Annotated in this window: 20 protein-coding genes and 1 tRNA gene; 12 read left to right on the top strand and 9 right to left on the bottom strand. The window is 30.8% G+C overall.

The features are described 5' to 3' along the window. Nucleotides 1-15: 15 nt before the first annotated feature. The 4 genes from ABD939_RS02830 to recR form a co-directional block, all read right to left on the bottom strand. Entirely contained in the window at nucleotides 16-792 is a 777-nt protein-coding gene (locus ABD939_RS02830; RefSeq protein ID WP_345164304.1) for a 3'-5' exonuclease, read from the bottom strand. A 95-nt stretch (nucleotides 793-887) separates the two neighbouring features. Next, nucleotides 888-2,204: a dihydrolipoamide acetyltransferase family protein gene (locus ABD939_RS02835; RefSeq protein WP_345164306.1), complete on the bottom strand. Its 1,317-nt coding sequence runs from the start codon at nucleotides 2,202-2,204 to the stop codon at nucleotides 888-890. An 86-nt stretch (nucleotides 2,205-2,290) separates the two neighbouring features. Further along, on the bottom strand, nucleotides 2,291-3,391 hold the full coding sequence (locus tag ABD939_RS02840; protein WP_345164308.1) for a glycosyltransferase family 2 protein: 1,101 nt from the start codon (nucleotides 3,389-3,391) through the stop codon (nucleotides 2,291-2,293). Nucleotides 3,392-3,400: 9 nt separating this feature from the next. Continuing rightward, entirely contained in the window at nucleotides 3,401-4,018 is a 618-nt protein-coding gene (gene recR, locus ABD939_RS02845; RefSeq protein WP_345164310.1) for a recombination mediator RecR, read from the bottom strand. 130 nt (nucleotides 4,019-4,148) lie between these two features. On the opposite strand from recR, the gene ABD939_RS02850 reads away from it, so the two are divergent. Then, the gene (locus ABD939_RS02850; protein ID WP_345164312.1) at nucleotides 4,149-5,603 is read left to right on the top strand and encodes a sodium:solute symporter; all 1,455 of its coding nucleotides are present in this window, start codon (nucleotides 4,149-4,151) and stop codon (nucleotides 5,601-5,603) included. On the opposite strand, the gene ABD939_RS02855 is transcribed toward ABD939_RS02850, so the two are convergent. Then, nucleotides 5,580-5,942, bottom strand: coding sequence for a CoA-binding protein (locus tag ABD939_RS02855; protein WP_345164313.1), 363 nt, complete (start codon nucleotides 5,940-5,942; stop codon nucleotides 5,580-5,582). The genes ABD939_RS02850 and ABD939_RS02855 overlap by 24 nt on opposite strands. Before the next feature lie 101 nt (nucleotides 5,943-6,043). Here ABD939_RS02855 and ABD939_RS02860 point away from each other — a divergent pair, with 101 nt between their 5' ends. Next, nucleotides 6,044-8,521 carry a TonB-dependent receptor domain-containing protein gene (locus tag ABD939_RS02860; protein WP_345164314.1) on the top strand — a complete coding sequence of 826 codons (2,478 nt, stop codon included), beginning with the start codon at nucleotides 6,044-6,046 and terminating at the stop codon, nucleotides 8,519-8,521. Between the two features lie 474 nt (nucleotides 8,522-8,995). On the opposite strand, the gene ABD939_RS02865 is transcribed toward ABD939_RS02860, so the two are convergent. Further along, complete coding sequence (locus ABD939_RS02865; protein WP_345164315.1) at nucleotides 8,996-10,000, bottom strand: 3-oxoacyl-ACP synthase III family protein; 1,005 nt, start codon at nucleotides 9,998-10,000, stop codon at nucleotides 8,996-8,998. Between the two features lie 153 nt (nucleotides 10,001-10,153). Between ABD939_RS02865 and ABD939_RS02870 the strand changes: the two genes are divergently transcribed. Continuing rightward, nucleotides 10,154-12,595 (top strand): S9 family peptidase, encoded by a 2,442-nt coding sequence (locus tag ABD939_RS02870; protein ID WP_345164317.1) that lies wholly within the window; start codon nucleotides 10,154-10,156, stop codon nucleotides 12,593-12,595. 140 nt (nucleotides 12,596-12,735) lie between these two features. Next, nucleotides 12,736-14,646, top strand: coding sequence for a molecular chaperone HtpG (htpG, locus tag ABD939_RS02875; RefSeq protein WP_345164319.1), 1,911 nt, complete (start codon nucleotides 12,736-12,738; stop codon nucleotides 14,644-14,646). Between the two features lie 192 nt (nucleotides 14,647-14,838). Here htpG and ABD939_RS02880 read toward each other — a convergent pair whose 3' ends face one another. Beyond that, entirely contained in the window at nucleotides 14,839-15,597 is a 759-nt protein-coding gene (locus ABD939_RS02880) for a DUF481 domain-containing protein (RefSeq protein WP_345164321.1), read from the bottom strand. A 41-nt stretch (nucleotides 15,598-15,638) separates the two neighbouring features. After that, nucleotides 15,639-16,589, bottom strand: coding sequence for a calcium/sodium antiporter (locus ABD939_RS02885; RefSeq protein WP_345164323.1), 951 nt, complete (start codon nucleotides 16,587-16,589; stop codon nucleotides 15,639-15,641). 190 nt (nucleotides 16,590-16,779) lie between these two features. Here ABD939_RS02885 and ABD939_RS02890 point away from each other — a divergent pair, with 190 nt between their 5' ends. From ABD939_RS02890 to ABD939_RS02900, 3 genes are all read left to right on the top strand, one after another. Continuing rightward, a complete protein-coding gene (locus ABD939_RS02890; protein ID WP_345164325.1) occupies nucleotides 16,780-17,139 on the top strand; it encodes a BlaI/MecI/CopY family transcriptional regulator in 360 nt (119 codons plus the stop codon). A gap of 2 nt (nucleotides 17,140-17,141) precedes the next feature. Next, entirely contained in the window at nucleotides 17,142-19,214 is a 2,073-nt protein-coding gene (locus ABD939_RS02895; protein WP_345164327.1) for a carboxypeptidase-like regulatory domain-containing protein, read from the top strand. A 513-nt stretch (nucleotides 19,215-19,727) separates the two neighbouring features. Then, nucleotides 19,728-19,880 carry an SsrA-binding protein gene (locus ABD939_RS02900; protein ID WP_345164329.1) on the top strand — a complete coding sequence of 51 codons (153 nt, stop codon included), beginning with the start codon at nucleotides 19,728-19,730 and terminating at the stop codon, nucleotides 19,878-19,880. A 46-nt stretch (nucleotides 19,881-19,926) separates the two neighbouring features. On the opposite strand, the gene ABD939_RS02905 is transcribed toward ABD939_RS02900, so the two are convergent. Further along, nucleotides 19,927-20,000, bottom strand: a tRNA-Arg gene (locus ABD939_RS02905). Between the two features lie 84 nt (nucleotides 20,001-20,084). On the opposite strand from ABD939_RS02905, the gene ABD939_RS02910 reads away from it, so the two are divergent. The 5 genes from ABD939_RS02910 (at nucleotide 20,085) to ABD939_RS02930 (ending at nucleotide 24,033) form a co-directional block, all read left to right on the top strand. Continuing rightward, entirely contained in the window at nucleotides 20,085-20,720 is a 636-nt protein-coding gene (locus ABD939_RS02910; RefSeq protein ID WP_345164331.1) for a Crp/Fnr family transcriptional regulator, read from the top strand. A gap of 61 nt (nucleotides 20,721-20,781) precedes the next feature. Further along, on the top strand, nucleotides 20,782-21,339 hold the full coding sequence (locus ABD939_RS02915) for a YeeE/YedE family protein (protein WP_345164333.1): 558 nt from the start codon (nucleotides 20,782-20,784) through the stop codon (nucleotides 21,337-21,339). Between the two features lie 4 nt (nucleotides 21,340-21,343). After that, nucleotides 21,344-21,757, top strand: a complete 414-nt coding sequence (locus ABD939_RS02920; RefSeq protein WP_345164335.1) for a DUF6691 family protein — start codon at nucleotides 21,344-21,346, stop codon at nucleotides 21,755-21,757. Then, nucleotides 21,758-22,549 (top strand): sulfite exporter TauE/SafE family protein, encoded by a 792-nt coding sequence (locus tag ABD939_RS02925; RefSeq protein WP_345164337.1) that lies wholly within the window; start codon nucleotides 21,758-21,760, stop codon nucleotides 22,547-22,549. A 71-nt stretch (nucleotides 22,550-22,620) separates the two neighbouring features. After that, a complete protein-coding gene (locus ABD939_RS02930; RefSeq protein WP_345164339.1) occupies nucleotides 22,621-24,033 on the top strand; it encodes an MBL fold metallo-hydrolase in 1,413 nt (470 codons plus the stop codon). Nucleotides 24,034-24,054 lie beyond the last annotated feature (21 nt).

Below are 24,054 nucleotides of genomic sequence, written 5' to 3' on the forward strand. Positions count from 1 at the left end.
ATCAATTTTAGATTTTTAACCTAACTTATTATTAAAACTTCTTAATTTAATTGCTGTCAAAATCTTTTTAGTGTACAACGGGAAATCAGCATTTAATAACCAACCAAAGTAACCTGGTTCTTTCTCTAAAACCTCTGTTACAAGTTTTCCTTTGTGTTTACCAAACGAAAAACATTCATCTCCATTTTTATTGTAAGATATAAAACCTGCAAAGTCTGCAAACTTCTTTCGGGAACTAAATTCGGCTAAAAATTTTGTATTGTTTTCAAGTTCATCATACCTGCTAACTTGAGCTTTTAAAACCTCGTAAGTTGCATTAGTATCTGCCTCTGCACTATGAGCGCCTTCCAAATTCTTATTGCAATAAAACTTATAAGCAGCACTTAATGTACGTTGTTCCATTTTATGAAAAATAGTTTGCACATCTACAGATAATCTATTTTTCATATCAAAATCTATATCTGCTCTCAACATCTCTTCTGCAAGTAACGGGATATCAAATCTATTAGAATTAAAACCACCTAAGTCTGAATCCTTAATCATGTTATAAATATCCTTAGCTAATACTTTGAATGTGGGTTCATTTGCAACTTTCTCGTTAGAAATTCCGTGAATCTCTATAACTTCTTTTGGTATTTCCATTTCAGGGTTTACCAACCAAGTTTTGCTTTCTTGGGTACCGTTAGGAAAAACTTTTAGTATTGATATCTCTACAATACGGTCGTGAGTTATATTTATTCCTGTTGTTTCTAAATCGAAAAAACAAATAGGTTTTGTTAAGTTTAATTGCATTAAATTTTTGTTAGTTTTAAACTGATATCTGACAAAAATAAAAAAACCCAACCGTTTTATAGGTTAGGTTTAACTATTGTTTTCGTTTTGATTTTTTATATTTCTCTATTCACATCCCAAGCCTCAAGATAATCTGTTACTGCTTTAACAAATTGTCCGCCCAGAGCTCCATTTACAACTCTGTGGTCGTATGAATGCGATAAGAACATCTTATATCGAATACCTATAAAATCGCCATCTGGCGTTTCAATTACAGCTGGAACTTTTCTAATAGCACCAAGCGCTAAAATACCAACTTGTGGCTGATTGATTATTGGGGTTCCCATAATGCTTCCAAAAGTTCCTACGTTAGTTACGGTGTAAGTACCTCCTTGAGTATCGTCTGGTTTTAACTTCCCATTTCTAGCTCTATTTGCCAAATCGTTTACCTGCTTCGTCATACCAACTAAATTAAGTTGATCGGCATTTTTTATAACAGGAACTATCAAATTCCCATCTGGTAAAGCCGCAGCCATACCTAAATTAATATTTTTCTTTTTTATAATGGTATCTCCCTGTAATGAAATATTCATCATCGGATAATCGCGTAATGCTTTGGCTATAGCTTCCATAAAAATGGGAGTAAACGTTAAGTTTTCACCTTCTCGCTTCATAAAAGCATCTTTTACTTTCTTTCTCCAATTCCAAATATTAGTGACATCTGCTTCAATAAAACTTTGCACATGTGCAGACGTTTGAACAGATTCAACCATATGATGTGCAATAATTTTGCCCATCCTAGTCATTTCTATAATTTCATCTTCACCACTAGAAATTACTGGTGCTTTTTCAGGTTTAACAACCTCCGTAGGTTTAGCTGTAACTTGTGGTGTTTCAACCTTAGTTCGAGCTTCGTTTGGCGTATTATCTTTACTTTGAATATAGTCTAAAATATCATTTTTAGTAACACGCCCATCTTTACCAGTTCCCTTTAGAGCATCTAATTCATCTTGCGATATACCTTCTTGTTTGGCTATATTTTTAACCAATGGTGAATAAAATCGATTCCCAGATGACACTACTGGAGCAATAGTTTCCTTAGCAATGGTAATGGTATTTTCCACTTCTTCCACAGCGGGAGATTCTACTTGTGTAGATTCGTTTTCAATTTCACTTGAAACTTCTTCCCCACCTTCTGTCTCTATAACTGCGATTACTTCTCCTACTTGTACAACATCGTCTACATTAAAAAACTTCTCTACTAAAACACCGTCTACTTCACTAGGCACTTCACTATCAACTTTATCAGTTGCAATTTCTAAAACTGCTTCATCTAACTCAATGGTATCTCCAACTTCTTTTAACCAAGAGGTAATTGTTGCCTCTGCAACACTTTCTCCCATTTTTGGTAATTTAAGCTCAAACTTTGCCATATTAATAATGTAATAATGGTTTTTTAATTTTAAAATGCAAAATTAATTAAAAATCATCAATTTTTTTAAATTATATGTAAAAACTATTAATCGAAATTAATAATTCCTCCTCGTGTAATTGCATAATCACTTCCGATTACAAATTTAGAGTTTTTAGGTAATATTTTAAAGGTAACAGATTTATCTTTCTTTTTATTTTCCATAGCTGCTATAATGGCCTTGTAGTTTAATACGTTGGCATCAAAAATAACCTCACTATCTTTTTCTTGAAAATCTTGGTATACTTTTAAATACAATGGTTTTTTTAAAACTGATTTCAATTTAGAATTGATTTTATCTGAAACAAATATGTAATGGCTAATATTTTTAGGTTTTACAGTTGGTTTTGCTCTAATTAAATGAACTGTACGAATACCTAACCAAACCATAATATCGAAGAAAATATTTTTCTTAAAATGCTTCTTATAAAATATTTGCATAGCACCGTAAAAGCGTCGTGCGTAATTTTTATCCTTCAAAGTACTTTCTCCTTTAAAATGTATAATGGTTGTATCTGCAAAATAATAATTAACATACCCATTTTTTAATGCTTTAAACGAAATATCGATGTCTTCTCCGTACATGAAATAATCTTCATCAAAGCCTTTAATTTCATTATAAACATTTCGTTTTAAAAACATAAAAGCACCAACCAAAACATCTACTTCACCTGTTTCATTTTCATTTAAATGGTTTGCATAATAATCGTTCGTGTTTCCTAATATTTTTTTAAGTGATGCTTTTATATAAGGTATATTTCTCTTGCTTTCTGGTAAAAAATCACCCTTACCATCTATTAGTTTACAACCAACAATTCCTAATTTCTCTTTATTCTCAACGAAATTTAAAATATTATGAAATGTATCTTCAGCAAGAACCGTATCTGGATTTAAAATACACAAATACTCTCCTTTTGCCTCAGCTACTCCTATGTTATTTCCTTTTGAAAAGCCTAAATTCTCTTTGTTTTCTATCAGCTTTATTTCTGGAAACAACTCCTTAACCATTTTACAACTATCGTCTTCAGAATTATTATCTACAACAATAATTTCTGATTTTATTTCAGACGTAGCAGCTATTACACTTTTTAAACAGAGCTCTAAAAAGTAGCGCACATTATAGTTTAATATAACTATGGAGAGTTTCAAATTAATATCTTATAATTTCAAGGAAGATTCAAAAGGAATTCGATTAACAATACTTCTTCCCAAAGTAATTTCATCAGCATATTCAAGCTCATCACCAACCGAAATACCTCTTGCAATTGTTGATGTATAAACCTTATAATCTTGAATTTGTTTATAAATGTAAAAGTTAGTGGTATCGCCTTCCATTGTAGAACTTAGTGCAAAAATTAGCTCTTTCACTTTTCCTTCTTTTACTTTTGTAACCAGCGATTCTATATTTAAATCGTGCGGACCAATACCATCCATAGGCGATATTTTTCCTCCTAAAACATGATACAAACCTTTAAATGAACTCGTGTTTTCTATGGCCATAACATCTCTTATATCCTCAACCACACAAATTAACTCTGAATTTCTATTTAAACTCGAGCAAATTTCACATAAATCTACATCGCTTATATTATGGCACGATTTACAGAATTTAACATCGTTTCGCATCACTTTTAAAGCTTCAGATAAAGCTAATGTTTGCTCCTTAGGTTGCCGTAACATGTGTAAAACCAAACGCAATGCTGTTCGCTTACCAATTCCTGGCAATTGAGACATTTCATTAACAGCCCGCTCTAAAAGTTTAGATGAGAATTCCATAGTTTGCGAATTTACAATTTATTATGAAAACTGATTTTATAAATATGATTCTAACTAGGAATATTTTAAGCATATTTAGTTTACTTAAATTTACTTAATATTGTGAGTAATTACTAATTTCAGAAGTTTCATGTCGCCATCTACTATACTGTTACTAATTGCTGCTTATTTTGTTGTTTTAATTTTGATATCTTACTTTACCGGAAAAGAAGATTCAAATGAAGCTTTTTTTAAAGCTAACAAGTCTGCACCATGGTATTTAGTGGCTTTTGGAATGATTGGAGCATCGCTTTCTGGTGTAACTTTTATATCAGTACCAGGAATGATTGGCGGACAACAATTTGCTTACATGCAAGGTGTATTTGGCTTTTTTGTGGGATATTTATTTATTCTTTTTATACTTCTTCCTATTTATTACAAACTCAACGTTACTTCAATTTACCAATATTTAGAACAACGTTTTGGAGTTGTAAGCTACAAAACAGGTGCTTTTTTCTTTTTACTTTCAAGAGTTACTGGGGCTTCATTTAGACTTTTTCTGGTAGCATTGGCAATGCAATATATTGTTTTTGAAGAGATTGGTATTCCTTTTTGGGCTACAGTAATTATATCAATTCTTCTAATTTGGATTTATACAAACAGAGGTGGTATTAAAACTATTATTTGGACAGATACATTACAAACACTTGCTATGTTAATTTCGGTTGGTGTTGCTATTTATTTAATAAATCAGAAATTAGATTGGAGTTACATGGAGTTTTTAAACTCTCCAGAATTCTCAGCAAAAGGCAAAATTTTCTTTTTTGATGATCCAAACTCAGCAACGTATTTCTGGAAATATTTTATAGGCGGTATTTTTATAGCTATTGCTATGACAGGTTTAGACCAAGATATGATGCAAAAAAATCTAACTTGTAAAACTCCAAAAGAAGCTAAGAAAAACATGTTTACAATGGCAACTCTAATAATATTTGTAAACTTTTTCTTTTTATCCCTTGGTGCATTACTATTTATTTATGCAGATAAATTTGGATTACAAATACCTACTGTTGACGGCAGGACTAGAACCGATTTACTGTTTCCAGAAATTGCCATGAACCAAAACCTCGGAACAGCGCTTGGGGTTACTTTTATAATAGGATTAATAGCTGCAGCTTACTCTAGTGCAGATAGTGCTTTAACGTCGCTAACCACTTCTTTTTCAGTTGATTTTTTAAATATTGAAAAACTTCCAAAAGAGCAACAAAAACCACTTCGAAAAAAGGTGCATATTGGCGTTTCTATTTTACTAATTATAGTTGTAATTATTTTTAATAATCTTGAAGGAAACGTAGTTAGTAACCTCTTTAAATTTGCAACATTTACTTATGGCCCTTTATTAGGTTTATTTGCTTTCGGTATTTTAACTAAGCACCAAATTAAAGATAAATACGTATGGATTATTGGATTAATTTCAATAATTATAACCTTCGGAATAACATCATTACCAGAGAATATTATTGGTAGTTATAAGTTTCATTGGGAAATTTTACCACTTAACGGTTTAATTACTTTCCTTGGCTTAATACTGATTCGTAGAAAGTAAAACTAAAGTACAAGCGGCTTCAAAACCTATGTTATTTTCTTTTAAAATTTTGTAAAATTCAGAGTTTTCGGTTCCTGGATTAAAAATTACGCGCTTTGGGTTTAAAGAAACTACATAATCATAATAAGCCTCTTGTCTTTTTGGGTTTAAATACAATGTAACAGTATCAATATCTTTATAAGGCAACAAATCTGTATCTATTTCTACACCAGAAACAATTCCCTTTTTTAAACCAAAAGCTACTACATCATGTTTGTTAGCAACTAATCGTTGGATGACATAATTGGAATATCTGTTAGGCTTTAAAGAAGCTCCGAGAACTAAAGTTTTTTTGTTCATATGTTAAAAAAAAGTTAATACTAAAAAATATAGTAACATAAAATAAGACTAGTCGTCTAAAATGTACATCAATAAATCAATCAAAAAACGAATCAAATCAAATGAAAAGGCTACTCTTTTTGTGCTTTATTTTATTATCAATTTCTGTAAAAGCACACACAACAGACCCCGAAACCATCGCAGACAAAACTGGTACAATATCAGGTAAAGTATTAGACGCAAATTTAAAACAACCCTTACCGTATGTTAATGTACTTATTATTAATGACAAAGGAGAAACAATAACTGGAGGTATTACACTTGATGATGGCTCTTTTGAAATTGAAAAAGTATCTGAAGGCAAAATTACTGTAAGCGTTCAATACATTGGATATAAAACAATTAAGAAAAACATCACTATAGGTAAAGGAAATTACAAGGTTAGTTTAGGCAATATTTATCTAGAAGAAGATTTAGAAAGCTTAGATGAAGTTACGGTAATTGCTGAAGTATCAACCATTCAACAAAAAGTAGACAGAAAAGTTATTAATGTTGGAAAAGATTTAGCAGCGTTAGGTACTGCTTCTGAATTAATGACGGCAGTTCCATCGGTTTCTGTTGATTCTCAAACTGGAGATATTAGCTTACGCGGAAATCAAAATGTTCGTGTTATGCTTGATGGTAAATTTACTAACATTCCAACGGCTCAATTACTAAGACAAATTCCTTCCACTTCAATTAAACAAATTGAACTAATAACCAATCCTTCAGCAAAATACAATCCTGAAGGCATGAGTGGCATTATAAATATTGTACTTCATAAAAACACTTTAGTTGGTTTTAACGGTAATTTTAATACTGGTTTAAGATATCAGAAAGAAGCGAAATTCAACAGCTCACTCGATATGAACTACAGAAACGGAAAGTTTAACCTTTACGGAAGTTACGGTAATAATATTTCTAAAAACGTGAATAATGGAAGGTTATCGCAAATAGAAAACAACTCATTTCAGACCGTAAATTTACTAGATAATAACAAAACTCACTTATATAAAGTTGGGATTGATTTTTACTTAAATGATAAAAACACAATTTCTGTATTTACAAACCAAAATACTTTTGATGGGAAAACTTTAAATAATTCTGATTTTATTTTTAATGATAACATGCTTAATAATCAATTTCAAACAACAAATTTATTAAGCGAAAATAGTTCTGCTCAATATAATTTTGATTATAAATTAGATTTTGAGAAAGAAGGCCATAACATAGAGTTAGAAATTGACCATAATATTTTTGATAATTCTATTGACACAGATAATATTTTAAATGGAAATAATACAAGACCAAGCTTTTTAGAACTAACTGAGACTGATAGAAATAGAACTACGGTAAATCTTGATTATGTTAACCCTTTATCGGATAAAGCTAAACTAGAAATCGGATTACAAGCACGACTTTTTGAGAACCAAATTACATACGAATCTGATGGACGTGTAAGAAACCAAAATGGCGATTACATACCAACACTAACTGATTTTGATTATGAAAGAAATATTTACTCAGCATATATTTCTTATGGTAAAAAATTAGACAAATGGACATATCAACTTGGTTTAAGAGCTGAAAGCGTTAATGTTGATGCTATTGCTGATGAAACAGATTTATCAACAAATTTAGAAACTGTAATTCCTTTTGAAAATGATTATTTTCAATTATACCCATCAGCGTTTTTCACATACAGCCCTTCTGAAAAAAACTCATATCAATTAAGTTACAGTAGAAGAGTTGATAGACCCGGAATTGGCCAAGTAAACCCAATACCAGAATGGAATACACCGCTTATATCAAATTTTGGTAATCAAGAACTGGAACCACAATTCACAAATTCTGTTGAAGTTAATTATACCAGAAATCTCAAAAAGGGAAGCATTACTGGTGGCGTTTTTTACAGAATTATTGAAGATGAAATAAACAGAGCTGTATTTATAGACAGGTCTGATTTAAACTCCAACAGAGTTATTTTAACTTATGACAATTTTAGTAATACAAATGCATACGGATTTGAACTATCCAGTAATTACCGTCCAACAAAGTGGTGGAGTTTTAATGCAAGTTTCGATTTATACTCACAAACTCAAAAAGGCATAGCAGAACGTATAGACCCTACACTTGCTAATCCTACAGAAAATGATATTATATCTGAGACTGTACAAGTTGATAACCTAATTTGGAATTTTAGAGTATTTAATAACTTTAAAGCTAGCAAAAAACTCACATTTACAGCATTTGCCATGTACCGTGGTAAAAACACAGGGCTAAATTTTGAAATGGATCCTATGTATTTCGTAAATCTTGGAGTTAGATACTCTTTCTTAGAAAATAATAAAGCAACGTTTAGTTTGAATTTTAATGATGTTTTTGATACTCAAAAAATTCAAATTGTCAGTGAGAGACCTTATTTACAAACAGCAGAATTCATTCCGGAATTTAGAACAGTTTCGGCAAATTTATCATATAGATTTGGTGATGGAAAATACCGAGCTAAATCAAGAAAACGCCGTGATAATAATATAAAACAAAATAGTGGTGGATTATAAAAAACTTTAATAGCCTGCTTAATAGTTGATGGTTAGTGTTACAGTTAGGTTATTAAATAAAACCTCCAAAACAAATGTTTTGGAGGTTTGTTTTTTTATGAAAATCAAAAAAAAAGTAAAAAAAATATTTTTTTATACAATAAATACAAATATTGTACGTTAAACCTATATACTATCAAACCACACGAAAGATAATTATTTAGAGTTAGTCGTCTTATACAAATTAAAATTCGCAAAAAATGATATGTATAACATAATAAAACTCGAATGTAAATTTCGAGTTTTGTTTTTCAAGATTGTTAAAAACAAGTTAAATATTGCAAGTCATGCAATTTAATGGCTTTTTTTACGTCTTATAAAATAAGATTCTTCATATTAATAAAATAGTGTTAGTTGAAGTTGATTAATAGCTAGAAAAACCCGAAACTTTACAGTTTCGGGTTTTTTATTTTTTACATAAAATATATTAAAAACTTACCATTTTATTATTGCACTTGCCCAAGTAAAACCACTTCCAAATGCAGCCAAAACTACATTATCGCCTTCATTTATTTTACCTTCTTCCCAAGCTTCAGTTAAAGCTATTATTACAGATGCAGCTGTGGTATTACCATACTTCATAATATTATTGAAAACTTGATTGTCACTCAACCCAAATTTCTTCTGGATAAATTGTGCAATTCTTAAATTAGCTTGGTGCGGAATAAGCATATCAATATCTTCTTTTTTTAAACCATTCTTCATCAACCCTTCCATAATTACCTCACTAAAACGCACTACAGCATTTTTGAATACAAATTGACCATCCATATATGGGAAATAAGATAAATCTTCTTCCTCTGATTCTAGAATTTCGGGCACCCAATGTGCAATGCTAGGAGACTCAACAATCAATTTATCGGCATATTTTCCTTCACTATGCAAGTGTGTAGATAAAATACCTTTTGTATTATCCTCTTCTCTTGACAAAACACATGCTCCTGCCCCATCACCAAAAATAACGGTTACACCTCTACCTCGTGTAGTTTTGTCTAATCCGTTGCTATGGTATTCAGCACCAATTACAAGAATATTTTTATACATACCGGTTTTTATAAACTGATCTGCGACAGAGATAGCATAAACAAAACCAGAACACTGGTTTCGCACATCTAGAGCTCCAATGGTTGGCATATCAAGCATATCTTGAATTTGAACGCCGCAACCTGGAAAATAAAAATCTGGACTCAACGTAGCAAAAACAATAAAATCAATATCGTCTTTAGTTAAACCAGCTCGTTCTATGGCAATTCTAGCAGCTTTTGCACCCATAACGGCTGATGTATCGTCGGTGCCTTCCTTAATCCATCTACGTTCTTTTATACCTGTACGCTCCTGTATCCAAGCATCGTTAGTATCCATAATTTTAGATAAATCATCATTAGTTACCACATTTTCTGGAACATATTTACCTAAACCTGTTATTTTTGAATTATACATCTTCCTATTTTAACTAACCAAATTACGAAATTAAAGTTTTATAAAAAACTCTTCTTAATAAATTACATTTTTAGCTTATTTAACTTACTATTAATAATCTTTTTAAATGATTTGCTTTAAATTTGATTTTGACTAACAATAAATTATTCCGAAATGAAAAAACACGTCTTTATTTATTTTCTATTATCTGGTTTATTTGGTTTTGCACAACAAAATTTAACATACCAAACTCCACCAGATGAAATTCTTGAACTTGCCGATGTAGAGTTGGCTCCAGGTGTACAAATTGATTCTAAAGGTGAGTACATGGTACTTATTTCTAGAAATCAATATAAATCGATTGCAGAACTATCTGAAACAGAACTGCGTTTAGCAGGGCTTAGAATTAATCCTGTTACAAATATTGGTAGCCGTACAACGTTTTACACAAATTTAAAAGTTAAAAAAACTTCAGATAAAGATGCTAAACAAGTTACTGGTTTACCAGAAAACCCAAGGCTTTCAGGATTTAGCTGGTCTCCAGATGAATCAATGATTGCTTGTTTAAACACTACGGATAAAGGTGTAGAAGTTTGGGTTTTAAACGTAAAAGAAGGCCGTGTAAAAAAAATAACTGATGCCAATGTTAATGCTAATATGAGAAGTACCATTAACTGGTTTAAGGATAATAAAAATTTACTTGTAAAAACTTTATCTAAAGATAAAAAACCACTTATTGATACTAATCTATCAGTACCAACAGGTCCTACTGTATCAGTAAGTGATGGCTCTAAAGCACAAAACAGAACCTACCAAGATTTATTAAAAACACCAGATGACGAATTTAATTTTGAACAATTAGCACTTTCAGAACTTAAAAAAGTATCTATTAACGGTGATGTAGAAAATTTTCTTCCAGCAGATATGTACAGAGGTGTTAGTCTATCTCCAGATGGCAACTATGTAATGGTTACTAAAATTAAACGTCCTTTTTCTTATTTAGTAACATTCAATCGCTTTCCATATGAAAGCAGCATTTATGATTTAAATGGAAAACTAATCAAAAAAGTAAACGATGTACCTTTAGATGAAGTTAGGCCAAAGGGCTTTATGGCAACTAGAAAAGGTAAGAGGAACATGTCTTGGAGGGCTGATAAACCTTCTACTTTAGTTTGGACTGAGGCTTTAGACGAAGGAGACCCTGCTAATGAAGTTGAAAATAGAGACGCTGTTTATCAACTAGAAGCACCTTTTAACAAAAAGGGTGAATTGTTGCTAAAAACTAAACAACGCTTTGCTGGTATTATGTGGGGAGATGATAATACAGCCGTTGCTTACGACAGATGGTGGAATACAAGAAATACAAAAACGTATCTTTTTAATCCTTCAAATAATAAAAAATCTCCTAAAATAATATCAGATAGAAATTATCAAGATGTTTACAGTGATCCGGGGAGATTTGTTAGTAGCAAAAATGAGTTTGGACGTTATATATTAGAAACCAACGGTGATAAACTTTACCTTATGGGCGCAGGGTATACCAAAGAAGGTCAATTCCCTTTTGTAGACGAATACAATATTAAAACAGGTAATACAAAACGTTTATATCAATCTGAATACACAAATAAACTTGAAAGTTTGAGTTCTGCCATAAATATGAAAAAGGGTGAAATACTGGTAAGAATTGAATCTCAAACAGAATATCCAAATTATTACATAAGAAACATAAACAAAAAAGACGATTTAAAGGCTATTACATCTTTTGAAAATCCTTTTAAAAGTATAGAGAAAATTGACAAACGTGTTATCAGCTACAAACGTGATGATGGTTTAGATTTAGAAGGTACACTGTATTTACCATTAAATTATAAAGAAGGTGAAAAATATCCGATGATTTTGTGGGCATATCCAAGAGAATACAAAGATAAATCTAGTGCATCTCAAAGTACAACAAACCCAAATGAGTTTGTTTATCCTTACTGGGGTTCACCTATTTATTGGGTTACAAGAGGTTATGTCGTTTTAGATGATGCTGCTTTCCCTATTGTTGGAGAAGGTACAGAAGAACCAAATGACACTTTTAGATCACAATTAGTAGGCAACGGTAAAGCAGCAATTGATGCTGTTGATGCATTAGGCTATATTGATAGAACTAAAGTAGCTGTTGGTGGACATAGTTATGGTGCTTTCATGACAGCTAACTTACTATCACACTCTAATTTATTTGCTGCTGGTATTGCAAGAAGTGGTGCTTATAATAGAACACTAACGCCATTTGGTTTCCAAAGTGAAGAGCGCAGCTATTGGGAAGCTCCAGAAATTTATTATAACATGTCACCATTTATGCATGCTGACAAAATGAAAACACCTCTTTTATTAATACATGGTGTTGCCGACAATAACTCTGGTACTTACCCTTTACAAAGCGAGCGTTATTTTAATGCTCTAAAAGGTTTAGGTGCACCTGTAAGATTAGTAATGTTACCTAAAGAAAGTCATGGCTACAGAGCTAAAGAATCTATAATGCACATGCTTTGGGAACAAGACCAATGGTTAGAAAAGAACCTAAAAAACAAACAAGAAATTAAAACTCCTGAGAAAACTCTTAAGGATTAAATTTTTGCAAAAAATATTTCAAAAGGGCATTAATTAAAATTAGTGCCCTTTTTTAATGTCAGTTTGTCACAAAATATGACTTGGCATTTTTGTTGCCTAACTGTTAAGCGTAACAAAACAATAATAAAACATTATATATTATGACAAAAGGAAACATTAATGTATCGGTAGAAAACATCTTCCCCCTCATTAAAAAATTCTTGTATAGCGACCACGAAATCTTTTTACGTGAGCTAATTAGTAATGCCACAGATGCTACTTTAAAACTAAAACACCTTACCAACGTTGGTGATGCTAAGGTAGAATATGGTAATCCACAAATAGAAATTAAAATAGATAAAGAAGGGAAGAAACTTCACATTACAGATCAAGGTTTGGGTATGACAGCCGATGAGGTTGAGAAGTACATCAACCAAGTCGCTTTTTCTGGAGCTGAAGAATTTTTAGACAAATACAAAGATTCTGCAAAAGATTCTGGTATTATAGGTCATTTTGGTCTTGGTTTCTATTCGGCATTTATGGTAGCTGAAAAAGTAGAAATTATTACAAAGTCTTATAAAGATGAGCCTGCTGCTCATTGGACTTGTGATGGTTCTCCAGAGTTTACTTTAGAGGCTTCAGATAAAACAGAAAGAGGTACAGAAATTATTCTTCACATCGCCGAGGATTCAACTGAATTTCTTGAAGAATCTCGTATTCGTGAGTTACTAAATAAATACAATAAGTTTATGCCTATTCCAATTAAATTTGGAACTAAGGAAGTAAACGACCCAACGCACGAACCTAAAACAACTAAAGATAAAGACGGTAAGGAAACGACTGAACCACATAGACAAATTACTGTTGATGATATTATTAACAACCCTAATCCAGCTTGGACAAAACAACCAGCAGATTTAAAAGATGAAGATTATAGTGGTTTTTACAGAGAGTTGTACCCAATGCAATTTGAAGAACCATTATTCAACATACATTTAAATGTAGATTATCCGTTTAATTTAACAGGTATTTTATACTTCCCTAAAATGTCTAACGACATGCAAATTCAGAAGGATAAAATTCAATTGTATCAAAATCAAGTATTTGTAACAGATAACGTTGAAGGCATTGTTCCAGAATTCCTTACAATGCTTCGTGGTGTTATTGATTCTCCAGATATTCCTTTAAACGTATCTCGTTCTTATTTACAAGCCGATGGTGCTGTTAAAAAGATTTCGTCTTACATTACCAGAAAAGTTGCCGATAAATTAAAGTCGTTATTTAACAATAGCCGTGAAGATTTTGAAGCAAAATGGAACGATATTAAAATCGTAATTGAATACGGTATGCTTTCTGAAGAAAAATTCTTTGAAAAAGCTGATGCTTTCGCATTGTATCCAACAGTTGATGGTAAATACTTTACATATGAAGAGCTTTACAATAAAATTAAAGCAAATCAAACAGATAAAGACGATAAATTAGTTATCCTTTATGCTTCAGATAAAGATGCGCAACACAGTTACATTGAAACTGCCAAAGCGAAAGGATATGAGGTTTTATTATTAGATTCTCCAATTGTTTCTCATTTAATCCAAAAGTTAGAGACTTCAAAAGAGAACATTTCTTTTGCTAGAGTTGATGGTGATCACATTAACAATTTAATTAAGAAAGATGAAAACACCATTTCTAAATTAGATGAAGATCAAAAGAAAGCTTTGGATGAGTTACTTAAGGAAGTAATTCCTTCTGATAAATTTATGGTACAGCTCGAAGCCATGGATAGTACAGAATCACCATTTACAATAACACAACCAGAATTTATGCGCCGTATGAAAGAAATGCAGCAAACCGGCGGCGGTGGTATGTTTGGTATGGGTGGTATGCCAGAAATGTACAACTTAGTTGTGAATACAAACTCTGAATTGGTAGGTGAAATTCTTGGAACAAAAACTAAAAAGAAACAAGAGCGCCTTATTAATCAAAGCTTAGATTTGGCACGTTTATCGCAAGGTCTACTGAAAGGTGAAGAACTTACGAACTTTATTAAGCGTAGTTACGACATGATAAAATAAGTTGATACGCTGAAACTATTCGGCACCCTATTATATATCAAACCACTTTGTGAAAACAAGGTGGTTTTTTTGTTTAAATGAAAACTTGAAGTGTTAAAGTTCATTATTCTAGACTAACCTAAAACCCTAAAAAAATAACTATGATTATTACACTATTTAAACTAGTTAGATAGAAAACATAATTTATTTCAGTTAATAACTTTTCAGGGTAAAACCAAATGTTAAAAATCTATCTTCCTGTTTTTGATCTTCAATAACAATACCCTCGAAAGTATGACGATAGTTTATTTTAAAATTCAAGAATTTCAATAAAGGAAGCTCTATACCAACATCTGCTTGCCATCTAAAATTATTACCTCGCTCTAAAGAAGGCTGAAAATAACTTTCATGGCTAAGAATTATTTTATTTTTAAACAAATGATATTTACCATTTATCCATGCAGTGGCACGAAATGTATTAATAGATTCGCTACCGTCATACTCAGAAAAATTAAAATTTGTTTCTGTAAAATCTGTTTGTTCATACTCACTCGAAAGAGAAAGTTTTAACCAATTCTTTTTTTTGCTTAAAACTTGAAAAGTAACTCCTGCACCAAACAGAGATCGCAAATCTATTTCTCTCCTAAAATTAGTACTAACAAAACCCAATACAAATGGATATACTTTTCTATCAGGATTAAGGTATAAGAAGTTTAAACTCAATATATCTTCATCAGCCTTTTCTTTTCCAAAAGCTTGATATACATAAGAGTTTTGATTTTTAAAAACCCAATTCTTCCAAGGCTTAAAACCTAATTCTGTTTTTGCTCGAAAAATCAAGGTCTCTACATTTCCGCCTTGGTAAAACCCAGTTAAAGAAAGACTAGCTTTTACATTAAGCGAATCGCTTTCATTAATTTGAGCTGAAATAAAAATAGGGAAAATAAAAAAACAAAATAGTATCTTTTTCATTACACTTTCTTTGTTAAATTAACATACTTTTTTAGCTACAATTAAAACTTTCCTCTTGTAAAAACTAAAAACATAAAAACACTATATGCTAGTACTAAAAAGAAGCCTTTAAATCGACTTATTTGTAATCTTTTTGGCAAAAAAACTAAAGGTATTAACACAGCAGAAAAACCTAACATCCAAAAAATATCACTGGTTAAAATTTGAGATGCCGTAACTGGAATTGGTTTTATCATTGCTGTTAAACCCAAAACAGACCCTATATTAAAGATATTTGAGCCAATTAAATTTCCTAAAGAAATAGCTTTTTCTTGCTTTGCTGCTGCAATAACAGATGCTGCTAGTTCTGGCACACTAGTACCAATTGCAATTAAAGACACACCTATTACAGCTTCGCTAACACCAATTGAAACAGCAATATCTTTTGCACCATCAACCAACCATTCGCTTCCAAAATAAAGCGCTGTAGCACCTATTAGCAACCATAAAAAGATTTTAAAGTTTGATACTATGGCTAAGGCATCATCAACCTCCTCAATAACAATATCTTTTTTAGCGTTTCTTATTAATGCAATTAAAAAAACAATAAGTCCTAGAAACAAAAGTGCACCTTCAATTAAAGTTAATACGTTATCATTTTTAAGGAAATAAAATAACGCTATGGAAAACAACATCATAACAGGCCAATTAACCTTGTAAAAAGATTTGTCTACTGCTATCGTACCAACTAATGCTGTAATACCCAAAACTAAACCTATATTGGCAATATTAGAACCTACTACGTTATTTATAGCAATATCTGGAGAACCCGACAATGCAGCTTGCAAACTTACTAATAGTTCTGGCGCAGAGGTAGCGAATGATACTACCGTCATACCAATAACCATTTTAGATATGTTGAATTTAAAAGAAAGCGCTACAGATGAGCGTACTAAAAACTCACCTCCTATTACCAACAATGTAAAACCAAGTAAAACCCAAAGGATACCCATAAACTATTTTTTTGCGAAGATAAATTAAAGTTAAAAGTTTTTCAACGTTTTTAGATAAAAGCTATATGTGATTTATTGAAGCTAAAACTTAAAATTTAGTTAAATAACTACTATTTTAGTTGTATAACTATAAAAATAGTTATAAGTTTGATTTGTAATTTAATCATTGTTACATTCTAAAATAACTCAAATGGAAAAATTGACTAATAAAGAGGAAGAGATAATGCACATTTTATGGAAGCTAGAAAAGGCTTTTGTTAAAGATGTACTTGCTGAAATAAAAAACGATAAACCACATTACAATACGTTATCTACCATTATTAGAAATTTGGAAGATAAAGGATATGTAGCCTATAATGCTTATGGAAAAACGCATCAGTATTTTCCAATAATAACTAAAGAAGAGTATAGAAAAGGATTTATGAATACAGCCATAAACAATTATTTTAATAATTCTTACAAGAATATGGTATCCTTTTTTGCCAAGGAAGAAAAAATTAGCGTTGATGAGCTAAAAGAAATTATAGACTTAATTGAAAAAAATAACTAGCCATGGAATATTTATTTAAAGTAAGTTTTGTAGTTGTCATCTTTTATTTTAGTTACAAACTCTTTTTACAACGTGACACCTTTTTTGAGCAGAATAGATGGTTTCTATTAGTAGGGTTGATTACTGCATTTATAGTACCATCAATAGTTATTCCCAATTATATTGAATACGTACCTATTGAGTTACCTGTTGAAGAATATAATTATGTTGCTGTAACTAATGAAAAAACACCATTTAATATTTCAGATTATTTACCATTTATTTATGGAATTGGTGTTTTATGTTTTTTAGTTAGATTTTTTATCCAGTTAACCTCTTTAGGATCTGTAATTTATAAAAATAAGCGTGAAAAACATGGAAATTACACCTATGTTAAAACCTCGCAAAATATAGCGCCATTTTCATTTTTTAATTGGATAGTTTATAACCCTAATGATTTTAATAGTATAGAATTAAATCAGATCATAACTCACGAGAAAATTCATGTTCAAGATTACCACTCAGTAGATATTTTAATAACTCAACTTTCTTGTATTCTACTTTGGTTTAATCCTTTCATATGGTTTTATAATAAAGATTTGAAACAAAACTTAGAATTTATAGCAGACCATAAAGCACAAAATAAAATAAGCTGTAAAAAAACTTATCAAACAACATTGCTTAAAACAAGTTTACCATCTCATCAAATGGTATTAAGCACTAATTTTTATAATTCATTAATCAAAAAACGAATCGTTATGTTACACAAATCAAAATCAAAAAAAATAAATTTAATAAAGTATACTGTCGTAATTCCGCTAGTAGCTTTATTTTTAATGAGTTTCAATGTTAAAGATATTTATATTGAAAAGGAAGTCCCTAAACCATTTAAAATAGAAGATCGTTTTAATAAAAATAACTTAGACCTTTTATTAGAAGAAAATGAGCCAGAATTATTACTTGAAGAAAACAAAGTAGTTTCTAAAACTAATAAAACAACACCAATAGAAATAAAAGAAACAAACGATAAAAAAATAAATTCAGCAGTAATTCAAGAAAAAACTGAAGTTACATTAAACAAGAACACCACTGATGCCAGTTTAGATAAAATTAAAGCCTCTCTAAAAGAAAAAGGTATTGACGCTAAATTTAAAAATATAAAACGAAACAGTAACGGAGAAATTACAGCTATTAAAATAAATGTAAGCTCAAAAAAAGCAAATGCTAATTACAATGTAAGCTCAGACAATGCTATTAAACCAATTATTATTTTAATAAATGATAACAACATTAGTATTGGTAATAAATCAACAAATAACAATGTTAAAGAGTTTATCATAACAGGTAAAGTTTCAGATAATGAAGGAGAATATTTACCAGGAACTACAATAACTATTAAAAATACAAATAAAGGAGCCATTACAGATTTTGATGGTAATTATAAAATTAAAACCAAAGAAGGTGATGTACTAACTTTTAGTTATGTTGGTTTCGATTCTAAAGCAATTGAAGTAAAAGCTGAAGAAGACATTAACGTTATTCTCAATGAGCGAGAAGGTAAAGGTGGAAAATATAAAGCTGTAATAACCAGAGCTACAACTGGTGATAGTAGTAAAGTAGTAATTAAAACTGATAATGGAAAAGAGCCTATTTACGTTATTAATGGTAAGGTTTTATCAAAAGAAGAGATGGAAGAAATTCATCCTGATTTAATAAAATCAGTAACTGTACTTAAAGGCGAAAAAGCAACATCTATTTATGGCACTGAAGGAGAAAATGGAGTTGTTATAATTGAAAAGAAAAACGATAACAAAATAACTATTGGTCTAAATAATGATGATAGCGATGATGAGGAAATAATTGTTATAACAGAAGAAGAAGGTGATTCTAATAGATTTATTATGAGAAGTTCTGGCTCTAATAATAAAACAAAACCTTTATTTATAATAGATGGTAAAGAAAGTAAAGATGATATTGAAGATTTAGACCCAAATAATATCGAAAAAATCAATGTAATTAAAGGAAAAAAGGCTACAGAAAAATATGGTGATAAAGGTAAAAATGGTGTCATAGAAATAATTACCAAGAAAAAATAAATACAATATTCCACTAAAAACTAACATTTTTTAGACACCTTTTTTAGGTGTCTTTTTTTTTGGTTTTTACTTTCAATGAAAGATGAAAGTACAATAAAACACGTATTTATAAAGAAAAACGCCCTTGGTTTCAAAAAAAACTATAAAAAACAGCCTTCAATTATATCAAATTAAAACAAAAGTTAACTTAAATGTTTCAAAAAGAAACATTTTTAAAGAAAGTCACTCAAATATTGAAATCAATTCAATTTTTTTAGTTATAAATCAGTATTCAATTTCATCGATTTTTATCAAAACGCTTGGATAGAAGATTCCAAAAAATATATATTGGAAACTCAATCATTAAACAAAGTCTAATTACTAACTTTTAAAACCTGAAAATTATGATCACACTTGCACAACTTATTGTCGATTTAGCCATTCTTATTTTATCGACTATTTAAACTCCAAAAAAAATGTAAAACTTAGTCTAGAATAAGTTTTACTATTTTTACTTCAAAGAAGGTTTTTAAAATGAAAAAGCAAGTATTCAAATTTTTAGCAAAAGTTAATAAAATACTACTCCCAAGTTATTCTAAACAACAATTAGATTTAGCAAAAGCAAACAAGCTACAAATGGTTATTATTGGCTGGAGGTGGTTTGTAACAAAAAATGCTTTAAATTAGAGTAATAAAAAAGCCTTCAATTTCTTGAAAGCTTTAATATATTTAGTGACCATGGCAGGATTCAAACCTGCAACCTCTTGAGCCGTAATCAAGTGCGCTATTCAGTTGCGCCACATGGCCTTTTTTCGTGGGTGCAAATATACATTTTTTATTAAAACTCCACCAAACAATTTCTTTCAATTTTTTAAATCATTACTTTTGAATATGGCTTCTACCCTAGTACAAAAAAAATTCAAAAATATCTTAGATGATACTCTCATTAAAGAAATTGAAAATATTGGTAAAATAGCTTCATTTCAAAAAGATGATATAATAATAGATATTAATCAACCTTTAAAGCATATCCCTCTATTGTTAGTTGGAAACATTAAAATTCTACGTGAAGATTTAGATGGTAATGAGCTACTCATATACTTTTTAGAGGCAGGAGAAACCTGTACCATGTCCCTGACGTGCTGTATGGGTACTACTAAAAGTAAAATTAGAGCTGTTGCCGAGAAAGATTCTACTCTTATTATGATACCAGTTGATAAAATGCAAAAATGGTTTCATGAAAATACAAGCTGGAGAAATTTTATTCTTGAAAGTTATCAAACCCGTTTTGATGAAATGCTTGACGCCATAGACAATATCGCATTTATGAAAATGGATGAACGTTTATATAAATACCTTATAAACAAAACCAAATTACACGATTCTAATATTATATTAGTAAAGCACCAAGATATAGCTGAAGATTTACATACGTCTCGTGTAGTAATTTCAAGAATTTTGAAGCAACTAGAAAATGAGAACAAAATAAAACTCAGTAGAAATAAAATTCAAGTTCTAGAATTATAAGTAACATTTATTACAATAGTTTAATAACATTCATTTTAAATTCGCACAAAAATTCACAATTATGGAATCTATTCTAAATCCTTGGCCTTGGTATGTATCAGGCCCATTAATAGCTTTAGTTATGGCTCTGCTGCTTTACTTTGGGAAAACGTTTGGTATGTCATCAAACCTTCGCACCATGTGCTCGATTGCTGGAGCAGGTAAATTTGCAGATTTTTTCAATTTTAAATGGAAGGATCAACTTTGGAATTTAACCGTAGTTCTGGGTACTATAATTGGTGGATTTATTGCTGTGCAATTTCTTTCAAACGATTCTGGTACAGATTTAAACTCAACAACAGTTACTGAGCTACAAAATATGGGATTCCACAACCCCGGAAAAACACTAGTTCCAAACGAAATGTTTAGCCTAGATATATTAGCATCTCCAAAAGCTTTAATTCTTTTAGTAGTTGGCGGTTTACTTGTTGGTTTTGGAACACGATATGCAGGTGGATGTACATCTGGTCATGCTATTACAGGTTTGAGTAGTTTACAAAAACCATCACTTATAGCAGTTATTGGTTTTTTTATTGGAGGTTTAATTATGGCTAATCTTATTTTACCATTAATTTTTTAATAATATGAAAGTTTTAAAATTTTTATTAGTAGGTATATTTTTTGGAATTATTTTAGTGAAATCTGAAGCTGTTTCTTGGTATCGCATTTATGAAATGTTCCGTTTTCAATCCTTCCATATGTATGGTATTATTGGCACTGCAATTGCTTCTGGTATTGTCTTTCTTCAACTTTCAAAAAAAGGCGTAATAAAGAGTATAAAAGGTGCAGATATATTTGTTCCTAAAAAAGAAAAAGGATTAATAAGATACATTGTTGGAGGAACTATTTTTGGTTTAGGTTGGGCACTAGTTGGAGCTTGTCCAGGCCCAATGTATATACTTTTAGGGACTGGAGTTTGGAGCATGCTTATTGTAATTGCTGCGGCCATTTTAGGAACATTTATCTACGGACTTTTAAAAGACAAACTTCCACACTAAATGGATACAAATCAACTTTTAGGATATATAGGTGCATTAATAGTAGGCTTAGTATTAGGGCTTATTGGTGGTGGAGGCTCTATACTTACTGTACCCCTTCTAGTTTATCTTTTAGGTTATAACCCTGTTGTAGCTACAGCTTATTCGCTTTTTGTAGTGGGCACCTCATCTATGGTTGGTACGTATCAAAAACATAAAAAAGGTTTAGTAGATTTTAAAACAGGTTTAGCTTTTTCATTCCCTTCGTTTGTAGCAGTATATTTATCCAGAAGATATTTGGTTCCTGGAATTCCAGAAACTCTATTTTCAGTTGGTAATTACTCCTTAACAAAGGGCATGGGCATCATGATATTCTTTGCAATCATTATGCTTTTAGCTTCCATTTCGATGATAAGAAAAGGAAAAGAGAAAGAAGTAGCATCAAAACCTCAACCATATTATAAAACGTTTATTCAAGGTTTAATTATTGGAACAATTACAGGAATTATTGGTGCAGGTGGTGGCTTTTTATATGTTCCGGCACTTGTGCTTTGGGCAAATATACCTATGAAAAAAGCTGTAGGAACCTCCCTGATTATTGTTACTATAAATTCACTAATTGGATTTATGGGCGATGTTCAAACCTTAGATATTGAATGGGGATTTTTATTATTGTTTACTCTAATTTCAATTATAGGAATTATATTAGGTGTATTTCTTTCAAAATTCATTAGCGGTCCCAAATTAAAAAAGAGTTTTGGTTATTTTGTGTTATTAATGGCTGTTTACATTATATATAAAGAGTTAAATTAGTATTAATGTGATATTAGTTACAAATCAAATTAACAAGGTTTTGTAATTTTGAATCACTAGAAAAATAAGTTATGAAAATAGAACAAATATATACAGGATGTTTAGCTCAAGGAGCTTATTATATAGAATCTGATGGAGAAGTTGCCATTATTGATCCGTTACGCGAAACACAGCAATATGTAGATAAAGCAAACAAAGAAAATGCTAAAATTAAATATATTTTTGAAACGCATTTTCATGCAGATTTTGTTTCTGGTCATGTAGACTTAGCAAAAAAAACTGGTGCAAAAATAGTTTTTGGACCAGGAGCTGAAACCGAGTACGATATTCATGCGGCAAAAGATAATGAAGAGTTTAAGCTAGGTAATATAACCATAAAGGTACTACATACACCAGGGCATACTCTAGAATCTTCTACTTATCTATTAATTGATGAAAACGGAAAAGAGCATGCTATTTTCTCCGGAGACACATTATTTCTTGGAGATGTTGGAAGGCCTGATTTAGCCATTAAATCTGATTTAACAAAAGAAGACTTAGCAGCTATGCTATACGATTCGCTAAGAAACAAGATTATGACTTTACCAGACGATGTTATAGTTTATCCAGCTCATGGCGCTGGTTCAGCTTGTGGTAAAAATCTAAGCAAGGAAACCATTGGTATTTTAGGTGAGCAGAAAAAAACAAATTATGCACTTAGAGAGAATATGACCAAAGATGAATTTGTAAAAGAAGTATTGGATGGTATTGCACCACCACCACAATATTTTGCAAAAAATGCTATGATGAATAAAGTGGGTTATGATAATTTTGAAACTGTGTTAAAAAAAGGTGACAGACCTTTAAATCCAGACGTTTTTGAAGCTACAGCTAATAATGAAGATGCTTTAGTTTTAGATGTTAGAACACAAAAAGAATTTGTTGAAGGCCATATACCCAACTCTATTTTTATTGGTATAAATGGTGGGTTTGCTCCTTGGGTTGGCGCTTTAATTACCGATTTAAAACAACCTATTTTACTTGTTACTCCTGAAGGTCGCGAAAAAGAAACTGTAACACGTTTATCACGTGTTGGTTATGATAATACACTTGGGTATTTGGAAGGCGGAATAACCGCTTGGGAAAATGCAGGAAAAGACATTGAAACAATTACCTCGCTCTCTGTTAATGAATTTTATAAAGACTTCAAAAGTAAAAATATAAATATTCTAGACGTCAGAAAAGATGGTGAATATGCATCTGAGCATTTACAAGGTGATAATGTGCAACATTTTGCTTTAGATTATATTAATGATAATATGAATGCTATTGATAAAAATAAAACCTATTACGTGCATTGTGCTGGTGGTTATCGCTCTGTAATAGCTGCCTCTATTTTAAAAGCACGTGGTTTTAATAATCTAATAGATATTGCTGGTGGTTTTGGTGCCATTAAAGCAACAGATTTACCAATTACAGATTTTGTGTGTCCAACAACTTTATAAACAATAATTAAAACTATATAT

The organism is Algibacter aquimarinus (assembly GCF_039543265.1).
In the GTDB taxonomy this organism is placed as follows: domain Bacteria; phylum Bacteroidota; class Bacteroidia; order Flavobacteriales; family Flavobacteriaceae; genus Algibacter_B; species Algibacter_B aquimarinus.

What these genes read in the sequence shown, in the direction of transcription:
- ABD939_RS02830 (WP_345164304.1), bottom strand. Translation starts at nt 792, where the DNA reads ATGCAATTAAACTTAACAAAACCTATTTGTTTTTTCGATTTAGAAACA.
- ABD939_RS02835 (WP_345164306.1), bottom strand. Translation starts at nt 2,204, where the DNA reads ATGGCAAAGTTTGAGCTTAAATTACCAAAAATGGGAGAAAGTGTTGCA.
- recR (WP_345164310.1), bottom strand. Translation starts at nt 4,018, where the DNA reads ATGGAATTCTCATCTAAACTTTTAGAGCGGGCTGTTAATGAAATGTCT.
- ABD939_RS02850 (WP_345164312.1), top strand. Translation starts at nt 4,149, where the DNA reads ATGTCGCCATCTACTATACTGTTACTAATTGCTGCTTATTTTGTTGTT.
- ABD939_RS02855 (WP_345164313.1), bottom strand. Translation starts at nt 5,942, where the DNA reads ATGAACAAAAAAACTTTAGTTCTCGGAGCTTCTTTAAAGCCTAACAGA.
- ABD939_RS02860 (WP_345164314.1), top strand. Translation starts at nt 6,044, where the DNA reads ATGAAAAGGCTACTCTTTTTGTGCTTTATTTTATTATCAATTTCTGTA.
- ABD939_RS02865 (WP_345164315.1), bottom strand. Translation starts at nt 10,000, where the DNA reads ATGTATAATTCAAAAATAACAGGTTTAGGTAAATATGTTCCAGAAAAT.
- ABD939_RS02870 (WP_345164317.1), top strand. Translation starts at nt 10,154, where the DNA reads ATGAAAAAACACGTCTTTATTTATTTTCTATTATCTGGTTTATTTGGT.
- htpG (WP_345164319.1), top strand. Translation starts at nt 12,736, where the DNA reads ATGACAAAAGGAAACATTAATGTATCGGTAGAAAACATCTTCCCCCTC.
- ABD939_RS02880 (WP_345164321.1), bottom strand. Translation starts at nt 15,597, where the DNA reads ATGAAAAAGATACTATTTTGTTTTTTTATTTTCCCTATTTTTATTTCA.
- ABD939_RS02885 (WP_345164323.1), bottom strand. Translation starts at nt 16,589, where the DNA reads ATGGGTATCCTTTGGGTTTTACTTGGTTTTACATTGTTGGTAATAGGA.
- ABD939_RS02890 (WP_345164325.1), top strand. Translation starts at nt 16,780, where the DNA reads ATGGAAAAATTGACTAATAAAGAGGAAGAGATAATGCACATTTTATGG.
- ABD939_RS02895 (WP_345164327.1), top strand. Translation starts at nt 17,142, where the DNA reads ATGGAATATTTATTTAAAGTAAGTTTTGTAGTTGTCATCTTTTATTTT.
- ABD939_RS02900 (WP_345164329.1), top strand. Translation starts at nt 19,728, where the DNA reads ATGAAAAAGCAAGTATTCAAATTTTTAGCAAAAGTTAATAAAATACTA.
- ABD939_RS02910 (WP_345164331.1), top strand. Translation starts at nt 20,085, where the DNA reads ATGGCTTCTACCCTAGTACAAAAAAAATTCAAAAATATCTTAGATGAT.
- ABD939_RS02915 (WP_345164333.1), top strand. Translation starts at nt 20,782, where the DNA reads ATGGAATCTATTCTAAATCCTTGGCCTTGGTATGTATCAGGCCCATTA.
- ABD939_RS02920 (WP_345164335.1), top strand. Translation starts at nt 21,344, where the DNA reads ATGAAAGTTTTAAAATTTTTATTAGTAGGTATATTTTTTGGAATTATT.
- ABD939_RS02925 (WP_345164337.1), top strand. Translation starts at nt 21,758, where the DNA reads ATGGATACAAATCAACTTTTAGGATATATAGGTGCATTAATAGTAGGC.
- ABD939_RS02930 (WP_345164339.1), top strand. Translation starts at nt 22,621, where the DNA reads ATGAAAATAGAACAAATATATACAGGATGTTTAGCTCAAGGAGCTTAT.